The organism is Parasphaerochaeta coccoides DSM 17374, from assembly GCF_000208385.1.
In the GTDB taxonomy this organism is placed as follows: domain Bacteria; phylum Spirochaetota; class Spirochaetia; order Sphaerochaetales; family Sphaerochaetaceae; genus Parasphaerochaeta; species Parasphaerochaeta coccoides.
Genome location: NC_015436.1, coordinates 1,466,874 through 1,490,618, shown reverse-complemented (window position 1 = coordinate 1,490,618; position 23,745 = coordinate 1,466,874). Strand labels below are relative to the sequence as shown.

At 50.0% G+C, this 23,745-nt stretch carries 16 protein-coding genes and 1 tRNA gene; 10 read left to right on the top strand and 7 right to left on the bottom strand.

The genetic code is table 11. From position 1 onward, the window contains the following. Window positions 1-21 precede the first annotated feature (21 nt). Entirely contained in the window at window positions 22-2,541 is a 2,520-nt protein-coding gene (locus SPICO_RS06540; RefSeq protein WP_013739881.1) for a hypothetical protein, read from the bottom strand. A 139-nt stretch (window positions 2,542-2,680) separates the two neighbouring features. Here SPICO_RS06540 and SPICO_RS06535 point away from each other — a divergent pair, with 139 nt between their 5' ends. After that, the gene (locus SPICO_RS06535; RefSeq protein ID WP_013739880.1) at window positions 2,681-3,691 is read left to right on the top strand and encodes a helix-turn-helix domain-containing protein; all 1,011 of its coding nucleotides are present in this window, start codon (window positions 2,681-2,683) and stop codon (window positions 3,689-3,691) included. Window positions 3,692-3,694: 3 nt separating this feature from the next. Here the strand turns inward: SPICO_RS06535 and SPICO_RS06530 are convergent, their stop codons facing one another. Continuing rightward, window positions 3,695-5,482 (bottom strand): hypothetical protein, encoded by a 1,788-nt coding sequence (locus SPICO_RS06530; RefSeq protein ID WP_013739879.1) that lies wholly within the window; start codon window positions 5,480-5,482, stop codon window positions 3,695-3,697. A gap of 225 nt (window positions 5,483-5,707) precedes the next feature. On the opposite strand from SPICO_RS06530, the gene SPICO_RS06525 reads away from it, so the two are divergent. The 4 genes from SPICO_RS06525 to SPICO_RS06510 all read left to right on the top strand — a co-directional run bounded on the left by SPICO_RS06525 (window position 5,708) and on the right by SPICO_RS06510 (window position 10,644). After that, on the top strand, window positions 5,708-6,346 hold the full coding sequence (locus SPICO_RS06525) for an RpiB/LacA/LacB family sugar-phosphate isomerase (protein WP_013739878.1): 639 nt from the start codon (window positions 5,708-5,710) through the stop codon (window positions 6,344-6,346). A 278-nt stretch (window positions 6,347-6,624) separates the two neighbouring features. Next, window positions 6,625-7,089 carry a MarR family winged helix-turn-helix transcriptional regulator gene (locus tag SPICO_RS06520; protein ID WP_013739877.1) on the top strand — a complete coding sequence of 155 codons (465 nt, stop codon included), beginning with the start codon at window positions 6,625-6,627 and terminating at the stop codon, window positions 7,087-7,089. Beyond that, complete coding sequence (locus tag SPICO_RS06515) at window positions 7,086-8,897, top strand: ABC transporter ATP-binding protein (protein ID WP_013739876.1); 1,812 nt, start codon at window positions 7,086-7,088, stop codon at window positions 8,895-8,897. Before SPICO_RS06520 ends, SPICO_RS06515 begins: the two co-directional genes overlap by 4 nt. Further along, window positions 8,881-10,644, top strand: coding sequence for an ABC transporter ATP-binding protein (locus tag SPICO_RS06510; RefSeq protein ID WP_013739875.1), 1,764 nt, complete (start codon window positions 8,881-8,883; stop codon window positions 10,642-10,644). The genes SPICO_RS06515 and SPICO_RS06510 overlap by 17 nt, the downstream gene beginning before the upstream one ends. A 256-nt stretch (window positions 10,645-10,900) precedes the next feature. Here the strand turns inward: SPICO_RS06510 and SPICO_RS06505 are convergent. Then, a tRNA-Arg gene (locus tag SPICO_RS06505) sits at window positions 10,901-10,974 on the bottom strand. 196 nt (window positions 10,975-11,170) lie between these two features. Between SPICO_RS06505 and SPICO_RS06500 the strand changes: the two genes are divergently transcribed. Continuing rightward, window positions 11,171-12,088 (top strand): nucleotidyltransferase family protein, encoded by a 918-nt coding sequence (locus tag SPICO_RS06500; RefSeq protein ID WP_013739874.1) that lies wholly within the window; start codon window positions 11,171-11,173, stop codon window positions 12,086-12,088. A 102-nt stretch (window positions 12,089-12,190) separates the two neighbouring features. Here the strand turns inward: SPICO_RS06500 and SPICO_RS06495 are convergent, their stop codons facing one another. Beyond that, window positions 12,191-12,769 carry an LOG family protein gene (locus SPICO_RS06495; protein ID WP_013739873.1) on the bottom strand — a complete coding sequence of 193 codons (579 nt, stop codon included), beginning with the start codon at window positions 12,767-12,769 and terminating at the stop codon, window positions 12,191-12,193. A 213-nt stretch (window positions 12,770-12,982) separates the two neighbouring features. On the opposite strand from SPICO_RS06495, the gene SPICO_RS06490 reads away from it, so the two are divergent. Both SPICO_RS06490 and SPICO_RS06485 read left to right on the top strand, forming a co-directional pair. Continuing rightward, complete coding sequence (locus SPICO_RS06490; protein WP_013739872.1) at window positions 12,983-14,026, top strand: ATP-binding protein; 1,044 nt, start codon at window positions 12,983-12,985, stop codon at window positions 14,024-14,026. Continuing rightward, the gene (locus SPICO_RS06485) at window positions 14,023-16,332 is read left to right on the top strand and encodes a S8 family peptidase (protein ID WP_013739871.1); all 2,310 of its coding nucleotides are present in this window, start codon (window positions 14,023-14,025) and stop codon (window positions 16,330-16,332) included. The genes SPICO_RS06490 and SPICO_RS06485 overlap by 4 nt, the downstream gene beginning before the upstream one ends. Before the next feature lie 38 nt (window positions 16,333-16,370). Here SPICO_RS06485 and SPICO_RS06480 read toward each other — a convergent pair whose 3' ends face one another. Genes SPICO_RS06480 through SPICO_RS06470 form a run of 3 tightly spaced genes read right to left on the bottom strand, consistent with a single transcriptional unit; the run spans window position 16,371 to window position 19,482 of the window. Next, a complete protein-coding gene (locus SPICO_RS06480) occupies window positions 16,371-17,333 on the bottom strand; it encodes an omptin family outer membrane protease (RefSeq protein ID WP_013739870.1) in 963 nt (320 codons plus the stop codon). Continuing rightward, on the bottom strand, window positions 17,330-17,806 hold the full coding sequence (locus SPICO_RS06475) for a hypothetical protein (protein WP_013739869.1): 477 nt from the start codon (window positions 17,804-17,806) through the stop codon (window positions 17,330-17,332). Before SPICO_RS06475 ends, SPICO_RS06480 begins: the two co-directional genes overlap by 4 nt. Then, complete coding sequence (locus SPICO_RS06470; RefSeq protein WP_013739868.1) at window positions 17,806-19,482, bottom strand: fimbrillin family protein; 1,677 nt, start codon at window positions 19,480-19,482, stop codon at window positions 17,806-17,808. Before SPICO_RS06470 ends, SPICO_RS06475 begins: the two co-directional genes overlap by 1 nt. Before the next feature lie 199 nt (window positions 19,483-19,681). Here SPICO_RS06470 and SPICO_RS06465 point away from each other — a divergent pair, with 199 nt between their 5' ends. Together SPICO_RS06465 and SPICO_RS06460 are read left to right on the top strand one after the other, a co-directional pair. Next, the gene (locus SPICO_RS06465; RefSeq protein ID WP_013739867.1) at window positions 19,682-20,638 is read left to right on the top strand and encodes a fimbrillin family protein; all 957 of its coding nucleotides are present in this window, start codon (window positions 19,682-19,684) and stop codon (window positions 20,636-20,638) included. 43 nt (window positions 20,639-20,681) lie between these two features. After that, window positions 20,682-23,732, top strand: a complete 3,051-nt coding sequence (locus SPICO_RS06460) for a fimbrillin family protein (protein WP_013739866.1) — start codon at window positions 20,682-20,684, stop codon at window positions 23,730-23,732. Window positions 23,733-23,745 lie beyond the last annotated feature (13 nt).

The window sequence follows — 23,745 nt, the reverse complement described above, 5'->3', positions numbered from 1 at the left end:
TGCATTTATTGCTCATTCTCCTCAGAAATCTTCCCATGTCAGGGTTCCCTCTGGCGTAAAACCTGTGTACTTCACAGCTGTTCCGTCTACAGTCAGAGAGGACGTCCATGACGCAGAGAGCTTTCCTAGTCGCGGATCCGTGAAGACATACCCTGAACTGTCTTCATCCCTATGGAGAGGTGCCGCCTCCAGTGCGTTGCAGAACTCTCCGAACGATGCAAATTCACAGCTGTCGGAGACCCTGATGAACCATATGCTCTTTTTACTGAAACTGATGAATTCCCTGTCGGAATTGGCTCCGAATGTCTGCCGTACCAGGCCTGCCGAATTATAAAGCGCTCCGTAGGCTCCGTTGCGGGCATGGACGAAGACCCAGGGGCCACGCTGAGACCAGTCTGAAAATTCCATCAGGGGGAGATAGGCATGGGTGAAGGAAACGGGATGTGAAGCGTCGATGTTGAATATGATGCTTGCAAAGTTTTTGTATTGGTTGGCGCGGGGCAGGGTTCCGCTTCCCGCCCAATATGACGGGCGAGCGCTTCCGAATGTGGCAAATTCCCCAGGATGGTTCACCCATGTCTGTTCAGTGGCGCTGAACAGTGCATGCACGATATCTTCCTGGAAGCCCCGGTATCCGGGGCGGAAATCATTCGCGGTACTCAGCAGGTATCGGTGAGTCTTATATGCATAGATGTCCGCGTATCCCTGGTAGCCGTGGGTGGACTGGCAGAGCAGGGCCTTGCCTTCCGGGATGTCGTGGAAACGTTCATATTCTCCGGGAGGCTCATAATCAGAAAAGCAGAGGGAAACAACGCCCTTTCCCGCATGGCTTGCGTTGCCGCGGCCATATCCGATGAAATTGATGAATGAAGGACAGTTCGAGTTATTCCCCATCAGTTCTTTCAGGTATGTCCGCCCTGCGGTAGTGCAGAAGATGCCATTGAGGGAGTGGATGGCCAACAGCCGGAAGATGTAGTCCAATGCCTTGCGGGCCAGTTCCTTCAGACGACTGTCGGAAGTCTGTGCGTAAAGGCTGGCAAAACCGAGCGAATCGATCGGGAGGTATGGAGGGCTGTTCCATTCGGTGAAACCGTTCCTGAAGAACGCATCGAACCATTCATAGAGTAGCTTTTTCGCCTTTTCCTGCATCTGACGTCCGTTCATGCCGCTGTTCGTGAATATTTCATCTGGGTACAGTTCACCGCATATGAGTTGGCAGACGTGGAACATGAGGGCATGGTTCTCGCTGTAGAACCACATTGCGTCATCACCGGGTTCATCGTGCCAATATCTGAAATCCAGGATGCAGCGCTTCATGTCAGAGAGAGTTTCTTTTTTGATCATACCAGAAGAAGAAAAGGTGCGGAGGATATGGGGGAAATAAGGGAGGTAGAAGTCGCTACAGTCGCTTCTCCGGTTGATGAAGCCGATCTGCCTGCGCAGGATGATTTCTATCTCAGCGGGGTCTCCGTGTTCATGGAGTAGTGCGACCGCTCTGTTGGCGTTCTGTTCTCCGTACTGTGCCAGGAATGCAAAAGCCTGGCGTTTTCTTTCTCTGACGGTGCGTGCGGGAGAAGGAAGCACCGAAGAAGGAAGATTCTCCATAGTGATGCGGGACGTCACCGGCATGCCTGCTACGTGGGTCTTCACCGTGAAGCGAAGGAATCCAAGGGGGAAAGTCTCACAAGAGCCCAGGGAAGTCAACGCCGTCTTCGGCGGGAAGACAGCCCTGACGGTATGAAGGATGCCGAGCATCTCATTCTCCTCCGTAGCTCCTGTTAGTTCCACGGAGAAAGGGGAGTCATCATACGGATGCGCACACGTCAGGCTCACATAGCCTTCAGTAAAATGATTTCTTGTGAAGGCAAGACTGGCCACGGCATGCTCAAGTTTTTGTATCTCCTCCGTATCCCTGTTTCCTATCGGGACTTTCTGTCCGAGTTCTTCAAGCTCCGGGAAAAGCCTGATGGAGAACGAACATTCCGTGTCGCGTTCGGCAAATTCGTCCCATGCCACAATAAATTGGTTGTCTCCTGCCGACAGGTTGGTTGCGAACGTTTGTTTGCAGAGTTCATTTCTTCTGTAGGGACGGTAGTCGGCTGCCAGGACGTTGTTGATCCACAGGGAAAGACCTCCCTGGATTCCTATTTCCATTATGACATTCTGTGCGACGGGAGATGTTACGACCGTATATGCTGCGGAGCTTATCCATGTCGGTACCGGCCAGAATCCGGACAGGGCGACGACCGGGTCGCCGAAAGGAAAACGCACGTGGACGGGATGTTCCGTCCCATTGAGCATAACGGTTGAATCCGGCCGGGGAGTCCCGAATTTCGGACAAGGGGGTCTGTTCCTTGTTTTTTCCTCAAGGAAGTTCGTCCTGATGGGGTTTTCATGGGAAGCCGCTGCCGGAGAACCTTCCCACACGTTAGATTTCTTTTCGATACTGACCGGTGTCGCCTTGATAATCTCGGCATGCGTTTCACTCACCAACCAGCGGGTGACATATCCATTTTCCAGCGTGTCCCTCAAGAAATTCATTGACTGATCCTCCTGCGGTATGCGCCGGTGTTCCTGCGCTTGAGAAAGTATAGCCCCCACAGAAACAATTACTACATATTATTTGTCATAATTCCATGAAAATATTGCATCCGTTGCTTGTAAAACGTATCATGGCCACATGGAACATAATGATATAGAGGTGCTGTTCAAGGAGGATTTCTTCATCCAGGTCGGCAAGCGGGACAGCGCCCCGTTGTTCTATGTCTTTGACTATGGGGTGCGTTCCAGTTCGGTAAACATGGAATTCCAGCATTTTCACAGTTTCTATGAGATATTCATCTTGCTGGACGATTCTGCGGTTCACATTGTTGAGGGAGAGTATTTCAATCTCCAAAAATATGACATGGTCTTTCTGAAGCCTTCCGTTCTGCATATGACTATTTATCCTCAGGGAGGGGCACGCAGAAAAAGACTGATAATCGCATTCAGGATACCCGATGATCTTCCCGGTCTGAAGCACCCGATCACCCGAATCTTATCAGTTTTTGATGCGAATCCGCCGGTATTCCGTTTCTCTGGCCGCATCTTGAAATCTTTGGTCACATTACTCAATGACATCTTCTTGTTGGGAGCGGCCACGGCTCCTGGATGGGAACTGATAGTCCATTGCAAGTTCATTGAATGGATGTGGACGGTCTATTCACATGGGAACGAAAACCATTACAAAAGAAGCAATGAGATTGATTCTGTCGTACAGAAGATTTATGAGGTCACTGGATATATCCATTCCAATTACATGGAACCGCTTTCTCTCAGGATGCTTGCGGATACGTATTACATAAGCTCGTTCTATCTTTCCCGCCAGTTCAAGAAAGTGACAGGGTTTACATTCATGACGTACCTGCATCTCACCAGGATCCGCAATGCGCAGCAGCATCTGTTATATACGAAGGATAAGATCAAGGACGTGGCGGAAAAGTGCGGCTTCACAAGTTTTTCCCAATTCAACAGGGTGTTCAACAAGTTCTGCGGTATGTCCCCGTCAGAATTCAGACGGGACAAGAAGCGCCGGACAGAAGTTTTTGTCAAATTGCTTGTTCCTGAAAGAAAAGCGGAAAGCGAGCCGTCGCGGGCTATGGTATCGCCTGATACATATATTGCCGTAAAGAAACTGAAAGACGTTCCGTGATGATCACCACCTGCTAATGCTTACCGTGGCTCCGAGGCTCATTTGCATGTCTCCGAAGAAATTTCCCGTTTGGTTGCGCTGGTTCCAGACTGCAACTCCATCCAGACGGGCAAAACCTTCCAACCAGTTCGAGAAGGTTTTCGTGCCGCTGACACCGGCTGCCAGACGGTATTCCAAAGTACCGTGGAGCCAAACCATTTCCGTGGAGGATGTGACCGTCGACAGATGATTCTCCTTCCTGCCATGGGCTTTCAGACCATAGTCACCATGGATGCTGAACTCCATGTCCACTTGCAAGGCGTAGGCGTCCTGCACATCATAGGCGACGCTGGCTGCCGTCACGAAGGTGTCAGGGCCGTAGTGGTAGCCTATGAAACCGACTCCGGCGGCATCCCTGCTGTCGTTCGCCCTCACCAAGGGAAGGTTGGAAAGCATTTTGTATCGATGCCAGGCATAATAAGCGGCAGGGTTTGCGCTTGGCGGCTGTGTCGGTTTGGTTCCCGGATCCTCTTTCAGGTAAAGTCCCGGCGTGGTGTATGCCAGCTCGGCAAAACCGGTGAGGCGGCCTTCCTTGTAGGGACGGGAAAACTGGGTTCCGGCCAAAAATCCGAAAGCATTGGGGTCAAAGACTCCTGATGCCTCGCCACCAAGTTGTATCTGGTCAACAAAGAACTGCCCGTATGCGCCCCAGCCCGGTGCCACGGCGACTTCCACATCCAGTGCCATGGCGTTGTTCACTTCATTGTACGAACCTCCGGGGATGCCTCCGCTTCCGTTCGGATCGGTATAATCATTGCTCTTGTTGATAAAGTTATGCTCCCACATCAAGGGATTGAACATCCGCAGATCAAGGGCAGAGGCATAGTAGAGGGCAATGGATGAAAGCGCGACGCGGATGCGCGGGGTGATGGATGCCTCGATTCTCTTTGCGGTGAAGACTCTCATCCCCTCATCATAGAAGGACAGAGGATCGGATATGCTTCCGGTGATGTCGTCAAAGACCATGGCGTTGAACGTATAGGCAAGTGCCTTGTCATAGACAGTGTACTGGAGGAAATCATGGAAGTCGGCCTCGCCCCCTATTATCATGTCGCCGGTGTTGCCCCGTCCCCATGCCACCGTGTCGCGTCCGAAGATGATGCTGAAATGAGGACGGGAATACGACATAAACGCGGAGAAGGGCGCATGGGAATCCCAGTCTTGTTCCTGGCTCGTGAAGGCTATATTGTGGGTGAGCAGACCCGTGAAGAATTTCTCTTGCACTCCCGTTCCATCGTTGCCCGTTCCATCAGCATAGCCTCGTGTTTTTTTGAAGTCGAAATCAAAAACGCCATGGAAGGTATCCGCTATGATTGCTTCTCCCCGGAAGGAGAGTATCGGCGATCTGTCCTTGTACCGGTATGTCCAGTCCATTTCAGTCAGGTCGGTGGCGGGATTCGTATGCAGGTATATTTCCGGTGTCACGGACATGCCGCCACTGATAAGGGAAGATGAAAGGCGGGTGTAGCCGGAATCATCGGAGAAAAGGGCAGAGACTTCATCATAGAGTGCTTTTGCTGAAGACGGGATGTTGTCAGCAGGAATGTTCTGGAAAAAGCTGTAAAGCTGGTGGCCGGTGACCGGAGTGGTGGAAATAGGCATCAGGACGTGAGTCTCAAGAGCCAGATTTTCCAGGGAACGGTACAGGCGGCTGTCCCTGTCGTAGACAGCTCCAAGCGGAACGGTAAAGGCGGGCAGCATGCATCCCAGCATAAGCAGTCCGATCAAGCTCCATGTCCTTTTTCCTTTCATCCTCACATTTTCCTTCCTTCTGTTTCGTTTTCTGTCATTATGCATGGTATGACAAATGAAAGGCTGTGCCTACATACTTTCCGTCATCATTTCATGTCATTGCATGTGTGTTTTTTCAAGAGAGTCCGCATCCTTCGGATGCGCCCTCCGGATGCCTGTGTGTTTTTGCCTAAACGGGGAATATCGGGTACAATGCGGGTAATGACATATCCGGAGGAATCCCAGATGAGAATAGCTTTGATCATGGAAAACAGCCAAGCTGCCAAGAACGGCATAGTCCATGACGCTCTGACCAAGGTGGTCGTGCCTATGGGTCACAATGTGGACAATTACGGCATGTATGGTGCTGATGACCCTGTTTCCCTGACATACGTACAGAATGGCATTTTGGGAGCAATCTTGCTGAACAGCGGAGCCGCTGACTACGTGGTGAGCGGGTGTGGTACGGGTGAAGGAGCCATGCTTGCCTTGAACAGTTTCCCCGGCGTCATAGCCGGGCATATCGTCGATCCGAGCGATGCTTACATGTTCGCCCAGATTAATGACGGGAATGCCGTGTCCTTTCCTTTTGCCAAAGGCTTCGGATGGGGAGCTGAGCTGAACCTTGAATACAGTTTTGAGAAGCTGTTCGGCTTTGAAAGCGGGCAGGGGTATCCCCGCGACCGCGTAGTCCCTGAGCAGCGGAACAAGAAGATATTGGACGGCGTGCGTACCACGGCTTTCAGACCTTTCGTGGAAATCCTCGCCGACCTTGACAAAGACCTTCTCAAGGGCGCGGTCGCGGGGCGGCGTTTCAAGGACTTGTTCTTTGCTCATGCCACGGACAAGAACATCATTGCATTCGTGAAGGGGCTGGTCGGCTGAACATACGCAGACATATGTGAACACGCATGGACATTGTGGACATGGTGGACAGTAACGTATGATGCGCCGTTCACGGCATGAGGCATAGAGGCATAGATTCCCTCAATAATCCTGATTGTTTCCCTCCCGTCCTTGCCGCTTACGGCGGGGCGGGTTTCTGTATGGATTGATTGCCCTTTGTCCTTTGGTGTGGTATATAGTGATATTTAGTTGCGTACGCAACTATCTCCCATGAAGAACTTTTGTGAAGGATTCTCACGGAGGAAGCGGAGGATAGAGTGGAATCACTGATGAAATACATAGCGCGGACATCGCGCCTGGCATATCTGTACAGGAGCCACTGTCTCAAGGATCTTGGGCTGGGAGGGGAGCATCATACGTATATCATGAATATCTGTAGGAATCCTGGCATCACCCAAGATGACCTTGCCCGCCTGATATTCATTAATAAAAGCAATGTCGCCCGCCAGCTTGCCGTCTTGGAGAGAGATGGCTTCATCATCCGCCGTGCAGGAACGGAGGACAAAAGGCAGAGCATGGTCTATCCGACGGACAAGGCGTATGAAGTGCTTCCCATTGTCAAGGATATGCTCAGGGGGTGGAACCAGGCCATCACAGAAGGCTTCACGCGTGTTCAGAAGGAAGAACTCCTTGTTTCTGTGATGAAGGTGATGGACAATGCCGTCGCTGTCGTGGATGCCCTGCCTGCCCAAGGGGGAATGGGAGCTGAAGAAACCACATGAGGAAACTGCTTGCCTACATACGTCCCTACGCGGGGAAAATGAGCGTGGTGTTCATCATCAAGTTCATAGGAACCATCATGGACCTTTTCCTGCCATGGATACTTGCATTCATCATTGATTCGGTCATCCCTCGGAAGGATGTCACGCTCATCCTGTGGTATGGCTCGGCAATGGTGGTCTGTTCCTTTGTCGCATGGACGTGCAACGTAATCCCCAACCGCAAGGCTTCATGGATTGCCACCCGTATCACCCGTTCGCTCCGCCACGACCTTTTCTCCAGGGTGCTGGCTCTCTCGGCTGCCCAGGCGGATGTCTACGGCTCCCCGTCCCTCATCTCACGCGTCAGCTCCGATACGTACAATGTCCATGAGATGGTGGCAAAGATGCAACGTCTCGGCGTGAGGGCTCCCATCCTGCTGATAGGCGGCATGGCGATCACCCTCAGCCTTGAGCCTGTACTCACGCTGATCCTTATTGCCCTGATGCCCCTCATAGGCATTGTAGTGTACGCCATTTCCCGCAGGGGCATCCCGCTATACACGGTGGTACAGAAGAAGGTTGATGCCCTCGTCCGTGCCGTGCGCTCTGACATAACCGGCATACGCGTCATAAAAGCCTTGTCAAAGATGGAGTATGAGAAGGAACGTTTCTCCGTTGTGAACAAGGATGTCACGGACGCGGAAAGACATGCCGCCCACGTCATGGCCGTGACCAATCCACTGATGAACCTTTTCCTTAATCTTGGACTGACTTTGGTGGTCTTGTTCGGAGCATGGCGGGTCAACGATGGACTGACCGAGCCGGGCAGAATCATTGCTTTTCTTTCTTATTTCACCATCATCCTTACCGCCATGCTCAGCATCACGCGCATGTTCGTCATCCTGTCCAAGGGCATAGCTTCCGCCCGCCGCATAGAGGAAATCATGGACATGGAAGGCGAACGAAAGCAGGAAAAGAGCCGGACGATGAATACGGACGGAGGAATTACAAAGGGGATGGACGATGCCCAGATGGATAATGGAGAGGTGTACAGTGAAAAAACCCTTGTCGAGGGGAGCGCGGAAAAAGCGCATGTCGTCTTTAATGATGTGTCCTTCTTCTATCCCCGTACAACGGCAGGAGTACGGAATGTCTCCTTTGCGCTGAAGAAGGGACAGACACTTGGCATCATTGGAGCTACTGGCAGCGGGAAAAGCACCGTGGTAAAGCTCCTTCTCCGTCTCTATGATGTCAATTCAGGTTCGGTACGCATCAATGGTGTGGATGTCCGTGATATTCCCGATGATGTCTTATATGAGCAGTTCGGCGTGGTTTTCCAGAATGATTTCATCCTTGCGGATACTATCAGGGAGAACATATCCTTTGGCCGCGACCTTGATGATCAGGCAATTCTGTGTGCTGCGGAGATTGCTCAAGCTACGCCCATCATAGCCGGACATCCGGAGGGGTTGGACTACAGGCTTGCAATCATGGGGGCGAACATCAGCGGAGGACAGAAACAGCGGATTCTTATTGCCCGCGCCCTGGCCGCCCAACCTGCCATCCTGGTCATGGATGACGCGATGAGCGCCTTGGATTACCGTACTGATGCCTTGGTGAGGGGAGGCATTGCCCGTTCCCTGGCGGAAACCACGACAATCATTGTTGCCCAGAGGATCAGCTCAATCATGCATGCCGACCATATCCTTGTGATGGAGGACGGTCAGGTGATTGGCAGTGGTACTCACGGACATCTGGTAGCAACCTGTGAAGTCTACCGTGATATCAGCAGCTCGCAGATAGGAGGGCAGGATGAAAAGCGCGCCTAGGAAGCAATCAGTCCGCCGTACCGCATCCCGTCTCTGGCACTATGTGGCTCCCCACATCTGGCTTGTCATCATTGCCGTGATTCTCACGCTGGGCAGCAATCTTCTTGCCTTGGCGGGTCCCCTGCTGTCCGGTTATGCGGTGGACGCCATGGCCGTAGGAACCGGCCGGGTTGATTTCCCTGCGGTAATCCATAATTGTACCCTCATGGTGGTGCTGTACGCTTCAAGCTCCCTGCTGTCCTACATCCTCTCCCGCGTAATGATTCGTCTGGGGCAGAAAATGGTCTACGCCATGAGGCGTGACATCTTTGACAAACTGACACGTCTGCCAGTGGGTTTTTTTGACCGTAACTCCGCCGGGGATATCATCAGCCGCGTCACCTACGACATAGATACAATCAACACATCCCTGGTCACTGACAGCATCCAGATACTGACCAGCATAGTGACGGTAGCTGGCTCCCTGTTCATGATGTTCACCATCTCACCGACCATGGTACTTGTCTTTGCGGTCACTGTTCCTCTGTCCATGGTCGTAACCCGTTTCCTTGCCCGTCGCGGGCAGCCTTTGTTTCGTGCCCGTTCTTCCACGTTGGGACGCCTCAACGGTTTTTCCGAGGAAATGATTTCCGCCCGCAGAACCATAGCTGCTTATCATAGGGAAGCTACAATGGTCTCCCGTTTTGATGGATACAATGATGCCGCGATAGATGCCTACTATCGGGCAGATGCTTATTCCAGTACGGTCGGTCCTACGGTGAACCTGTTCAACAATCTTTCGCTCAGCCTGATTAGCGTCTTTGGCGCCCTCCTGTTCCTTGCGGGCAGGATTACTTTGGGCAACATGAGTTCGTTCGTCCTCTACTCACGTAAGTTTTCCGGTCCGATCAACGAAGCGGCAAACCTGCTGAGTGAGTTCCAGTCAGCCTTCGCCGCGGCCGAGCGGGTATTCCGGCTCCTTGACGAAACGGATGAGATTGCCGATGTGCCGGATGCCCATGTGTTCCATGACGTGGACGGTCATGTGGAAGCCCGGCATGTCAATTTTGGCTACATGCCGGAGAAGGTCATCCTCCACGACCTGAACCTTGATGTTCCACCGGGGAGGCTGGTCGCTATCGTGGGTCCCACCGGCGCAGGCAAGACGACCTTGATCAATCTGCTGATGCGTTTCTATGATCCTCTTTCCGGTACAATGTGTCTCGATGGCATTGATATTTCCTTGGCTACCCGTGCCAGCCTGCGTTCTTCCTACGCCATGGTCTTGCAGGATGCGTGGTTGTTTTACGGTACGATTTACGAGAACCTTGCCTATGGCAAGCCCGGAGCGACCATGGATGATGTGGTCGCCGTGGCAAAGGTTGCCAAGGTTCATGACTACATCATGTCCTTGCCGCACGGGTACGATACCATCCTGAACGAGGATACCCTGAATATTTCGCAGGGGCAGAAGCAGCTTCTGACCATAGCCCGCGCCATGCTCCTTGATGCCCGTATGCTCATCCTTGATGAGGCGACCAGCAATGTTGATACGCGGACGGAGAGGACGATACAGGAGGCCATGCGCTCCCTCATGCAGGGCAAGACAAGTTTTGTCATTGCCCACAGGTTGTCAACCATCATGCATGCCGATGAGATAGTGGTGGTTCAGAATGGAGAGGTGGTGGAGAAGGGGACGCATGCTTCCCTGATGGCACATGATGGTCTTTATTCCACGCTGTACTATTCCCAGTTCACGGCATCATAGGGAACCGGCTTGTTTACCGAACATGGACAGCGCCTGGTTCGCCTTATCCAGGCGCAAGGATTCTTTTCCTTGTTCCAGGTCACGAATGAAGCGCAGTCCAAGACCTGCCCAAAAAGGGAACTCTGCCTGTGTCAGTCCAGAGGGGAATCAAGCCAAAGAAAAGGATAAAAAACCAATTGCTCACTTTTTGCTCACTTTTTGCTCACTTTTGCTATAGAGGGTTTTATAATTATTACCCTTATAACAAATTACATTTTGAACGCGGCGGGATTCGAACCCACGACCTATTGCTCCGGAGGCAATCGCGCTATCCAGCTGCGCCACGCGTCCATGTCATCAACGACGGCAGGTAACCTACCATAAAATGCAACAATAATCTAGTAGAGTCCTGACTTTCCCGTATTCAACTACATTTTCACCACATTCTGTTCTCATTCCGTTTCAGATTCCTTTGACCTGTACCTTGTCAAAATTGTAGACTGTTTCTTGAACAACAAACACGGGATGCCGTGAAGGGGGATGAGCGATGAAACCTACACTTTTGGTCATGGCCGCAGGCATGGGAAGCCGGTATGGCGGCGTGAAACAAATCGATGCCGTCGGCATGCACGGGGAGACACTTCTTGATTTCGGCGTACGGGACGCCCTGGACAGCGGTTTCGGACGCGTTGTTTTCATCATCAGGCCAGACATAGAAAAAGACTTCCGTGAAAGACTCTTTGACCGCATTGCCCGTAACATGGATGCCTCCTATGTATTTCAGTCCCTGGATTCCCTCCTGACTCCTGAACAGAAGAAAAAAGCGGCGGACGCAGGACGCACGAAACCATGGGGAACCATCCATGCGGTACTCTGCGCCAAAGAAGCTATCAAGGAACCTTTCGCCGTCATCAATGCCGACGACTATTATGGACGTGATGCGTATAAGACCATGGAAGCATATCTTGCCTCCGTTGATGCGGATGGTACAGACCATGCCATGGTCGGTTATGTACTCAAGAATACCATGAGCCTCAATGGTACTGTCACCCGTGCCATCTGTCAGGTTGATGGGGACTACCTCAGAACCATGCGCGAGAATCCGAAGATTGGCTATACCTCAGACGGTCGTATTGAGGTTCTTATCGATGGGACAGCGCAGCTGCTTACCGGAGAAGAATGGGTTTCTATGAATTTCTTTGGGTTTACGCCACGGGCTTTCACCACTTTCCAATCCTACTGGGATGCCTTCATCACGGAGAATGTAACGGCGGAGAAGACTGAATGTTATCTTCCGGAAGGAGCGGCACAGATGGTTCGCAGCGGGGAAGGACGCATTCGTTTCTTCACCACCCAGGAGAAATGGTTCGGCATGACATACGCCCAGGACCGTGAGTCGGTTCGTGAACAGTTGGCACAAAAAATCGCCAGCGGATATTATCCTGAAAAGCTCTGGGAAAAATAAGCAGTAAGCCACCTTTTGTAAAGCATTGGCCACATGGTGTCACCGGCCAGATGCATGAAGACGTGTGTCAGGTAAGGTTCGGATATGGGGCATAGGATGGGGTCAGCCAAGTTTTTCCGGAAGGACGGCTTGGTGTTCCTCCATTCTGTCAAGCAAACGGGCGGGATTTTCCTCAATGATGAGGGCATGGAGCGCTTCACGACTGATGAACCCTTCACTACTTGCGGAATTGAGGAAAGACAACAAGCCATTGTAAAAACCCTTGGTATTAAGAAGGGCGATTGGTTTGTCATGAAGACCAATCTGTTTCCATGTGTAGGTTTCAAAGAATTCATCACATGTACCAATGCCTCCCGGCAGGACGATGAATCCATCCGCCAGATCTGCCATGCGAGCCTTTCGTTCGTGCATGCCGGAAACTATTTCGACCGATGTATTCTTTTCTCCGGTACGTACCGCAGGAACATCAAAGAAGCGGGGGAGGACTCCGGTGACTTTTCCTCCTTTTTCATGGACTGTCGTGGCGAGAGTACCCATGATTCCTCGGTTGCCGCCGCCATAGACAAGGGCGATGCCGCGCTCACAAAAGGCAACTCCAAGGTTCTTTGCCGCTGTGGTGAAAGCCGGATCGGAGCCGTGTGAGGAACCGCAGAAAACGGCGATGCTATGTAAATGAGCCATGATAGTGCTTCTCCCTTTTTTCAGAATAGTTTCTTGTCCTGTTCGTTGCAATGTGGAAGCATGTAATTGCCAAAACAAATTCAAGTTTTTTCTTGCATGTTTTCCTCTACATGAATATAGTCTGAATGTATATTTTTGAATTTATGTCCCACTTTTTATATGTGATGTCCCATTCGTTATATCATATGTTAACCCACATGGGAAAAGGCCAAGATGAAAAAGAAGAATATAATCAATCTGATTAAATATTATACGGAAAGAAATGATTCTGCTTTCCGTGATGAAGCGTATGAAGTAGCTGTAGACTTCAACAGGAACAATGATCATGAATTGGGTGATTACATCATGGCATTGCTCTCCGATAAGAATACTTTTGTCCCGCAGGCATTGAATGGAAAAATGGACTATCTCCGTAAAGTGGATACCGCTAGCTCCACGTTACCGCTTCCTGAATGCATCAAAGATGATGTCATGGGTATTGTGAACGCCGTTGGCTATGGCGCAGGGGTGAACAAGTTTCTTTTTCAAGGCGCTCCGGGAACAGGAAAAACAGAAAGCGCAAAACAACTGGCACGCATTCTCAACCGACAACTCTACATTGTTGACTTTGATTTTCTCGTGGACAGCAAGTTGGGACAGACATCCAAGAACATTGCGGAATTATTTGCAGAAATCAATAATGTACCATACCCAGAACAAATCATCATTCTTTTTGATGAAATCGACGCCCTCGCATTGGATCGGACATCCTCCAGGGATCTGAGGGAAATGGGGAGGGCGACATCCTCCGTTCTTAAAGGACTGGATGGACTTAATACCCGGATTGTTCTTATTGCCACAACCAATCTTTTTGACTCTTTTGACAAGGCACTGATCCGACGTTTTGACAAGGTGATTGACTTCAATCGCTATACACAGCAAGACCTCCGGGAAATTGCAGAAATCATTCTTGAAGACTTGCTCCAGCAGTTCAAATTCCAAGGCAGGAACATCCGTCTGTTCAGGAAAATCATAGCTCTCATGAATCCTGTTCCATATCCGGGAGACCTCAAGAACATCATCAAGACAGCAATAGCTTTCAGTAATCCCCATGAAGACTTTGATTACCTCTCCAGGCTGTTCAGGCAAACCAGACCGGATTTTGCGGGTGACTATAAAGATCTCCAGAACATGGGCTTCTCCATACGAGACATTGAAATCCTCTCTAAAGTCTCCAAAAGCAGCATATCGCGGGAGCTGATGGGAGATAAGAAATGAACAAAGTCCTGGAGCTGAAAGGGAAATTCAATCATGCGCCTCATCCAAAAACATCGGGACTTGTAAGTCTCCCGAAAGGGAAATGCGTAGAACGTGCCAAACTTGAGCGATTGTTGCAGTCCCTTATACATGTCAGACAATATTGGCGTGAGGAGCAGAGAGGATTCCGTCCGTTGGTTTCTGTGTATTACACGCGCATCATCCCCAAAAGCTGTCGTATGGGCTATATTCTGAAAAAAGGTTCCGTCTCTGCAAACAGTACTATCGTAGGAGTAAAGTTTTCAAACGGAGATAATCAACGACAGCATGTTTTTACACATTGTGTGCCATTGGAAAACATAGATTCTGCATTGCATAATCTGCATCACTGTGAACAAGTCCTTGCTGAATATTTTTCTTCTACGATTACCGCCGAACAACTGATCATTCTTGGTACAAAATATGAGAAACTGCAAACCGCCAGCGATGTACAGTGGAAAAAACGGGCGGAAGCATGCATTTCCGCGCATGGCCTCAGCAAGTCCCTTTTTTTGCACATCATCAAGGACGCCTATTATATTGATAACTTCAGAGTGGAGGAACGAACGCAACAGGTCACAGAAAGCCAGATCATCACCTTGTATGATACTGGACTGACACAAACAGAGATCCTGCGTAAGCTTCAGATGCAGGATGAACCCATAAAAGCACTAGATGCCGTGACGTGGCTGGTGAATCCTGCGCAGTATAACCGGATCATCAGTGCCGCGCCATATCTGGTGTCTATGGCGGTCAGTGACTTTGGTCGTATCAGGGCATTGCCTTTTGAAAGGGATGGAATGAACGGAGCCGGGTTTTCTATTCCGGCGCCAACCACAGAGCCAGTCATTGGCGTCATTGATACGCTGTTCGATAAAACTGTGTATTTTTCTTCATGGGTTTCATATGTGCCCATGGTGTTGGAAGACCTTATTGAACCTGATGACTATGTCCATGGGACGGCAGTATCTTCTCTTATTGTGGATGGCCCTGTCTTGAATCCCCATATAGATGATGGGTGCGGTCGTTTCCGTGTTCGGCATTTTGGAGTAGCAAAGCATGACCGCAACAGCACGGCTGACATCCTCCGAAAAATCAGGCAGATTGTTGAAACAAACAAGGACATCAAGGTGTGGAACCTGTCTTTGGGTTCTGATTTGGAAATTGAACAAAATTTCATGTCTCCTGAGGGAGCCTTGCTGGATGAAATCCAGTTCCAGAATGATGTCATCTTTGTTGTTGCTGGTACAAATAACAGGAATCGGAACCGACACGAACCACGCATTGGAGCTCCGGCTGACTCCATCAATTCCCTTGTAGTCAATGCTGTCACCATTACCGGTACAAAAGTGGAATATGCCCGTAGGGGGCCAGTGCTGCACTTCTTCAAGAAGCCTGATGTATCGACCTTTGGCGGTGACCGTCAAGATGGCATGGTGGTGTATTCAAGCCGCGGACGCATGAAAGACGCCGGAACTTCATTTGCGGCTCCGTGGATTGCCCGCAAGCTTGCGTACCTTATTCATGTCATGGGTTTTTCTCGTGAGGTTGCCAAAGCACTCCTCCTGGATTCCGCGGTACAGTGGAACACGGATACTTCAAAGCGTGACATCCTGGGCTTTGGGGTAGTGCCGAAACATATTTCAGATATTCTCAGAACACCGGGAAATGAAATCAAATTTATTGTACAGGGCGTATCCGAGGCGTATGACACGTACACATATAACATCCCCGTGCCCTTGAACAATGAGCATTTCCCCTATATAGCCAAGGCAATGCTCTGTTATTTTCCTAAGTGTTCCCTTTCCCAGGGCGTGGACTATACAGATACTGAATTAGACATCCACTTTGGAAGGATTGACCAGAAAGGCAAGATTTATTCCATTAACGATAATAAACAAGGTGATGACGATGCTGTTCCTGGCTCTCAATACGAGGAAAAAGTTCGCAACGAATATCGGAAATGGGACAACGTGAAGCATATTTCCGAAGGTGTGAAACTTCGTAATTCTCCACGGAAACGTCTCAGCCCATCTTCTCCGAACTGGGGCATGACCATCAAGAAAAAAGAACGTCTTGAAAACCATTCCGGTCAAGGTCTCCATTTTGGTGTAGTTGTCACCCTGAAGGAAATCAACGGAGTGAATCGTTATGCCGAGTTCATGCAACTCTGCCGTGCCAATGGTTGGTTTGTCAATGAAGTAGATATCCATGCCAGGGTCAATGTCTATACCAAGGCTGAGAGTGAAGTAGTGTTTGAGGATGAACATACGTCTCTTGGTGGATGATTCCGCGCCGTGTGTCTCGCAGAACCCAACAGAACCGTTCAGAACCCGAACCCAATGCCAATGGTCCACAGGGAGGATGTCGTACCTACGTTTGAGTCTAGATTCCAGGCAGATGTATTGATTGCCCTGTTGTAACCCAATCCCTTCAAGGCGAAATGTTCATAAGCGACACTGACATCCAGACGCTTGGGGTTTTTCCCATTGCCCAGAGGGATGCCGAGCGTACCTTCCACGTTCCAGCCCATCCCCTTGTCCATGATGTCGCGGAATTGCATTCCCCTTAGATAATGATTGTCCAGCGCATCGACGGAAACATAGGGAAGCCATGAGCCGGAAAGGGTGATACCCCATGATCCTTTCGTCATCCATTCCATGGTCAGACCGACCGATGGACTGATGATTGTCTGGTTGTAAGAAATGACCAGCCCATGGAAAGGTTCCTTTTTTGCGTCTTCATGCCAAGGCGTGTAAGGGCCTGTTTTCTCCGGGGGATACTGCCCGTAGCCATCCTCAGCCCGCCACAGCCGATTGCGGTAGCTGATGCCTGCGATTGGCCCGAAGGAAAAAGACTGTGTATCCACCACAAGCAGGGTAACGCGTGCTGACGCAGCAAGATCCTTGTCCAGGAAAGCATTGTGGCTTGAATAATGAGTCAGGGGGCCTTTATTGGCTCCCGCGTTGAGCCAGTCAAAGTCCTCCATTTGTCCGGAACGGATGGGAAAGCCCAGTGACGCGGCAAGGCTGACGGAAACGTATGGTATGTTCACGGAAGCCTTTACTCCAATGAACGGTGACATCTTCTGTTCCCAGTCCAGGCGGCTGAGGAGAGTCGTCAAGGTTTTGTCATAATAGACAATCTCTTCAACCATCCCGTGCCTGATGCCGGAAATAGCCGAAAAAGACAGGACAGACCTGTCCTTGGCTGCCAACGGCTGTATTATTGCTGTTACGGACAGGATTAACAGGAAAGAAAAAAAGATATGCCGCCGTATGAGCCTCATGATGCGCCTCCCAGCCAAGGCCCTCCGCTGCCCGGAGGGATTTCCCAGTCTTTTATGTCACCGATGAAAGCTCCTTCGGCTTTGAAATGGATGATGAAATACGCTTCTCCATATTCATCCGAGAAAAGAAAGACAACTCCGTCGGGATCTGAATCTAAAAAATACTGGAAATGTACTAGCCCATCAAGCATGAATTCCTCTAAAGTGCGCGATTTCGTGGAACTGAGGCTATATTTTGGGCCAATCATTACGTCCTTGGCCGCCTGGAGTACGGTATCCTTGTCATAATTGCCAGCGATGATGATAGGATTGTCAGGACTTCCTGCGGGAGGAAGATTCCTTCCAGGATCCCTGTAGATGTCCGCTTCCAGAAGGATTTTGTAACGATAATCCATATTGCAACCAGAGATAACCACCATGAGGGGCAGAAAAATGAGAAGTAGGAAATAAAGGCGGTTATTCTTGTTTATCATCAGCTCTCCGTGTGCTTCAGTTCCGCCCATATCCTGACCGTGCCGGAACCGGAAAGTCCGGTGACGGACACATGGTCATCCGTGATGAGGGAGCCGCTGACTGTCGTGGCATGCCATCCTTGTGATGTCGCGCCTGGAGCCCGCAACGCAGCGTCATAGGCTGCGCGTACCGCCGCATTTTCAGAAATATAGATGTCGATAGGTTCTGTGATTCCTGTGAAGACATTATCTCCCAGGTTTGGTATATCCGCGGTAATTGTCTTGCCGGTCGTTTCAGAATCCTTGTCATACGTCTTGGTCATGCGGGGAAACAGTTCTATTTTTTTCAGGTTTGAGGAAGCGGAGAAAGCCTGGTTTCCGATGGTCTCGATATCAGAACCATTCTCTGCATCACCGAAAACTACGGTGTCCAAGGCTGATGACGATGCAAAGCTGCTTGTTCCCAGTATCCTGATGGCATGGGGGATTTCAATGTAATTCGATGCCGTCCCGGTGAAAACCGAATCAGCGATTTTCCAAACAGGTATCCTGTACGACTGTCCTGGCGTGCCCGCATGAAAAAGAATGTGTTGCTGTATATCCAGTGATGCTGGATTTCCGGTCTTGGACACGACCGTGAACGAGAAAAGATTATGCGTATCGGGGTCAATCCCATAGGAGGGAGGGAAGGTCAGCTCATAGGAAATGTTCTTGTCGGTGATGGGACTGGGCGGAGTCGTCAGGGAACTTAACGGCAAGGCGCCGGTAAGCTGCATCACGCGTGAGCCGCCGGTCGTGATTGTTGAGATTCCCGTGATATCCCCCTCATAATGATAACCGTCATATTTCATGATGAAGGATGTGAGCGTCGCCGTAGATTGTTCAGGAACCAAGGCGCGGGCTATATATTCAATATCCGTGGCGGTGGCGTCGGAACCGAGATAAGACGAATGGAACATTATCTTCTTGGGAGTCCCCCCTTGCGTGGTATTCCCTCCTGTACGCACGTTGACGATAGTGTCGGTGAACAATTCGTCAATGGATATCTCTATCGCTTCCCTGTCCCGTCCGTATCCTGTGGCGTCAAGCCGCAGCTCAAGCAAGGAGAAGGAATGTGTGAAAACCAGATTGACCCGTGTTCCTATCGGGGCATTCAGGTGTCTGGCAGTCATGAAGTCGCTCTGGGTGAAATCAGGGTCGTCCCGTTGATCCGTTTTTACTGAGACGGCGGCAGGAATGACGAGAAGCTCCGTCCCCTTGGGTACGGAAGGAGCAGTGCTGTCGTAGGGGTGGTAGGCAAAGAAATCCAGGGAAGAACCATTGGGATCGTTCCAAGTAGGATAATAACGAAGTGAGTCGGCCATCCAACGTGGTTCGGCGGAAGACGTATCATACGTGTACTTCACGTTTGACTCATATACTGTGTCAGTGCCGGAATAGTACATGTATATCCCAATGGAATCCCCATGTTCAAAAGTGCTGTTCCAGTCCTGATCCGTAATGACCCGTGTTGCATTGTCATCCGATGGATTACCCACGGCGGCCATGATACTTATTTCCCCTTTGCCATCAGGGATTTCTGTAATCACACCAAAGTCGCACCCTTGAACCAGAAAAAGCAGTACCAAGAACAGGAAAACGAGAAGGGAGGTGATGATTATATTTTTCTTTTCATTATGTTTTTTATATAAACTCATGACACATCATAAACGTAATAACGCTCCTTAAGTTTCGGCAATAGAATTTTCAGGTGGACAGGAAAAACAAAGAGTATGCCTCATCAAAAAAAACACGACACAATTCCTATTTTATCATAAAAACTATAATTACTTTCTTTTTACTATATAGTAGAAGAAAAGACTAGACAAAAATGATAAAAGTTATTATTAAAGCTTTATGAAAAAGAAAATTTTATTTGGTTTAATTGGTTTAGTTGTGACATTAGTTTTTGTCTCCTGTGGATCGGAACTGGTGTCTTCGAATCCTGACATTGTGCGGTTCTCGACGGTAGCAAACCGGTCGGCACGCATGGTGAGCGCGACATCGACATGGGTAACGGGTGACAAGATTGGTGTGTACACAGTTCCGAATAGTGGTGACATTTTTAGTTCCACTTTGGAAAAAAACGTTGAATACACGGCTGGTTCAGGAGGGGCGACGACGGCGACCTTTACTTCTACCACGCCGATTTACTGGCCGAATGATGACGCTGCTGTCAATTTCATTGTCTATTATCCGTATTCAGCTAGTGTGACAACTGCTACTGGATCAGTTGACGCCCAGCTTCCCATTAACCTTGCAGGGAATCAGACGGGAAAGGTTAACGATCTGGACATTCTCTGGGGAAAGACAGGCAGTCTCCAAAAAAGTGTCAACAGCGGAAGCAATGTAGCAGTGACTGTCGATCACAAGCTTGCCCGCTTCAAGATTACCGCAACAGCTGGTGAAGGGCTGACATACAGCAATCTTGCTGGTTTTACCACAACGCTTATAGGAGCGAAGACTACGGCAAATCTTAATTTGTCAGATGGTTCCCTTGCAGACGTGGATACTGTCGCGAATATCACTGCCAATGTTCAGTCGGGCGGAACGGCAGTTACGGACGAGAAGGTCATATATGAAGCCATCGTCATGCCTGATGCCGCCAATAATGTAAAAGATTCCTTTAAGATTGAATTTGTTGACGCTTCCGGCAATATATATCGCTGGGAAGCCAAGAATTTGGCCGCACTCAATCTGACAGCAGGAAAGGAATATCAGTTGGCATTGACGCTCAAAAGGAAAGACATAAGCTTTGACGTTGAAGTCACTGGATGGACTGTAGTAGACTTGGGACCCGGAGACGCAACGTAATTCCTTACGGAAAGGTTGCCATGAGAATCCATCTGAACCAAAAATGAAAAATAAATCTCTTGTTGCGATACTGTTGCTAATGTTGGCAGCGGTATCGCTTGTCTCCTGTGTTCAGGAGCTTGACCAGATTTACGATGTGACCGATGACGAAGGCCGCCAGGGGGCGGACGGTCAGGTCATGCTCTTTTCCGGAGGCATGAATGCACTGAATCTGGAGACAGGGGATTCATTAGGGTTCTTCATGGTGGGAAACGGCAATGCCCTGACACCATCAAACATTCTTGATGGGACTGATAATCTCCGCCTGACCTATGATGAGCTGACAGGGGAGGCGTCTTTCGATTCAGGTATCGTGGTCTATTACCCGAATAACGGTTCATTGGTTGATTTCATCTCATATGCGCCTTATGCGCCTTCACTGGCCAGTTATGCGCTTCCCATGGATGTCACTGACCAGAGCAATCCTAATCTTCTGGATATCTTTTATGTACGGAAGAACAATATGGCCAAGCAGTCATCGCCGGTCGTGCTGACTTTCCAGCATATGATGTCCAAGATGACTTTGACTGTGAATGTCAATGATGCCGGAATTTTGGATCCGGATACTATTGATGAAATAACAGTCACTACTGTCGGATGGCCAACGACTGCGGTGTTCAGAGTAGATACCGGGACTTTCACCAGTAAGGAAGGCGCGACTGAGGCCATTTCCTTCACGATGGCTGCCAATGGGATCAATGCCGTTTCTCAGGATATGATTTTTATTCCTCACTCGGAAGGTGAATTTCCTGATCGATCCCTCGGTTTTACTGTCCGCGATGGGGCTTCTGAAAAAAATTATACATGGAATGTCCCAGCTAGTTGGTCATTTGATTCCGGGCAGCATTACATCTTGGACATTACAATCAGGGACAGGACCATTGTAGTGGAGACCGTGACCATCGAGAAATGGGAAGTCGGTGGAACGGGTAACGCGGACACCGCGGACATCCTCGATTACACCGGAGACGGTTCGGTTTCCAATCCTTATAAAATATACACGGCAAGAGGTCTGGCTGTCGTGCTGACATCCGCTAACAGCAGCAAGAATTTCATCTTGATGCGGAACATTGAACTTGGTACCTATTTGGGTTCTACGACATGGACTCCCTTCGACTTCTCTGGAACACTTGATGGCAATGGCTATGCCATAGACGGAGTTACGGTCACGGGCCCTGGGAATGCTGCTACTGGTGACAAACTAGGTTTCTTCAAAACCATCACTTCAGGAGCCGTTGTCAAAAACATCGGGCTAACGAACGTGAGTGTGACAGGCCGAGATAACCTTGGAGGTCTTGCTGGTGTCAATAACAACGGTACGATTACTAACTGTTACGTATCCGGTGCGATTTCTGGAGAGGATGTGATTGGCGGAATCATCGGGCAGAATAATGGCACAATTACTGGCAGTACATCCTATGTCCGCATCAAGGCGACTGGCAACTCAAGCGGAGGAGTGGCTGGGCAACACCTTTCGGGAGTTATTGAAAATAGTTCCGCCATTGTTACGCTCAACGGTTCTGATATTGTGGGAGGTCTGGTAGGAAAAAACAGCGCCAGCATCACCGGAAGCTCCGCGGCAGGGACTGTATCTGGTGGGCAGTATGTCGGTGGCCTTGTCGGACAGAACGATTCAGGCAAGACTATATCCAACAGTTATGTCCGCATGTCTTCGGTTACAGGGACAAGCTCGCATGTCGGGGGTTTCGTGGGACGAAACCAAGGAACAGTAACAAACAGCGATACGACACGGGCATCCATCGTTTATTCTGTCCAAGGACAGAATACTGTCGGCGGTTTCGTTGGAGCAAATACTGGAACTGAATCCAGCATAACAAAGGCGATAGTTTACTATGGCAAGGTATCCGGTACCGGCACAACATCCATTTCAACGGGAACCGGCGGGTTCGCAGGGCATCAAACCGCAACCATTACTGACAGTAAAGCGATTGGGATGGATGCGTCAGCTCTTGTTACAGCCAATGGCCGTGTCGGCGGCTTTGTGGGAACCAATACCGGAGCTATTGAAAGAAGTCATGCGGAGACCAATGGAAATATCACAGGGACGGCAGACAATAGTGTCGGCGGTTTTGTTGGATATACGACGGGAAACATTTCGAATTCTTCCGCTACTGTCCAGGGGTTCATTTCAGGAGCAAACGATTATGTCGGTGGATTCGGCGGATATATATCAGCATCGATGACAGGCAATTCAGCATTCACAGGAGGGAATATTTTAGGAGCTGCCAATTGGGTTGGAGGATTCGCTGGTGCGTTGCATGGCCCGGTTTCTTATAGTCATTCACGAACCATGGGTAAGATATCCGGGGGAGGGGCATATAGTGTCGGAGGTTTCATCGGACATAGTGCTGCTGATGTGTCGAACTGTTTTTCGGAAGCGTCCACAGTAACTGGCACGGCATACATAGGGGGATTCATCGGCTACAAGGCTAGTAGTACAGTCAAGGAAAGCTATGCGCTGGTAAATTCGGTCGTGAGTATAACTGACCGGGCAGGGGGATTTGTCGGATATCATGTGGCAGGAAGTATTACTGATTCCTACGTCATTGTAAACAATGCTGTTTCAGCCCTGGGGGGGGCGGGGGCTTGGGCAGGAGGATTCGCAGGTATGAACAGCGCATCCGTTTCCTACAGTTATGCCGTCGTTAATGGCAGTGTAACTGGGCTGAGGAACATAGGGGGCTTCGCCAGTACATCCTTAGCTAGAGACATTAAAAATTCATTCACTGTCGTGCAACAGGTCACTGCGATAAATGGCGCAGTCAGTAGGCTCATAGGTGACACTGCGGTTACTAGCACCACGAATCGTGCTTACACAAGCGTGGCATCAATCAGCGGCAACTCTGAAACGACTGTTCATCTTGATTTGCAGAAAGATGCTTCATGGTTCAAGGGAGCCACGAATTTCAGTGTTTCGGCAAATTGGACCGGAGGAGTATGGGATGCTTCCATCTGGGATTTCCCCGCAGGGAAATACCCCATCCTGAAAAATGTCGCTGGCGGGGAATATCAGGACGGCTATAGCACGCCCTGACAGTCCGTTCCTT

Excerpts from the sequence above, each read along its gene's own strand:
- SPICO_RS06540 (WP_013739881.1), bottom strand. The coding sequence starts at position 2,541 with ATGAATTTCTTGAGGGACACGCTGGAAAATGGATATGTCACCCGCTGG.
- SPICO_RS06535 (WP_013739880.1), top strand. The coding sequence starts at position 2,681 with ATGGAACATAATGATATAGAGGTGCTGTTCAAGGAGGATTTCTTCATC.
- SPICO_RS06530 (WP_013739879.1), bottom strand. The coding sequence starts at position 5,482 with ATGAAAGGAAAAAGGACATGGAGCTTGATCGGACTGCTTATGCTGGGA.
- SPICO_RS06525 (WP_013739878.1), top strand. The coding sequence starts at position 5,708 with ATGAGAATAGCTTTGATCATGGAAAACAGCCAAGCTGCCAAGAACGGC.
- SPICO_RS06515 (WP_013739876.1), top strand. The coding sequence starts at position 7,086 with ATGAGGAAACTGCTTGCCTACATACGTCCCTACGCGGGGAAAATGAGC.
- SPICO_RS06510 (WP_013739875.1), top strand. The coding sequence starts at position 8,881 with ATGAAAAGCGCGCCTAGGAAGCAATCAGTCCGCCGTACCGCATCCCGT.
- SPICO_RS06500 (WP_013739874.1), top strand. The coding sequence starts at position 11,171 with ATGAAACCTACACTTTTGGTCATGGCCGCAGGCATGGGAAGCCGGTAT.
- SPICO_RS06495 (WP_013739873.1), bottom strand. The coding sequence starts at position 12,769 with ATGGCTCATTTACATAGCATCGCCGTTTTCTGCGGTTCCTCACACGGC.
- SPICO_RS06490 (WP_013739872.1), top strand. The coding sequence starts at position 12,983 with ATGAAAAAGAAGAATATAATCAATCTGATTAAATATTATACGGAAAGA.
- SPICO_RS06485 (WP_013739871.1), top strand. The coding sequence starts at position 14,023 with ATGAACAAAGTCCTGGAGCTGAAAGGGAAATTCAATCATGCGCCTCAT.
- SPICO_RS06480 (WP_013739870.1), bottom strand. The coding sequence starts at position 17,333 with ATGAGGCTCATACGGCGGCATATCTTTTTTTCTTTCCTGTTAATCCTG.
- SPICO_RS06475 (WP_013739869.1), bottom strand. The coding sequence starts at position 17,806 with ATGATAAACAAGAATAACCGCCTTTATTTCCTACTTCTCATTTTTCTG.
- SPICO_RS06470 (WP_013739868.1), bottom strand. The coding sequence starts at position 19,482 with ATGAGTTTATATAAAAAACATAATGAAAAGAAAAATATAATCATCACC.
- SPICO_RS06465 (WP_013739867.1), top strand. The coding sequence starts at position 19,682 with ATGAAAAAGAAAATTTTATTTGGTTTAATTGGTTTAGTTGTGACATTA.
- SPICO_RS06460 (WP_013739866.1), top strand. The coding sequence starts at position 20,682 with ATGAAAAATAAATCTCTTGTTGCGATACTGTTGCTAATGTTGGCAGCG.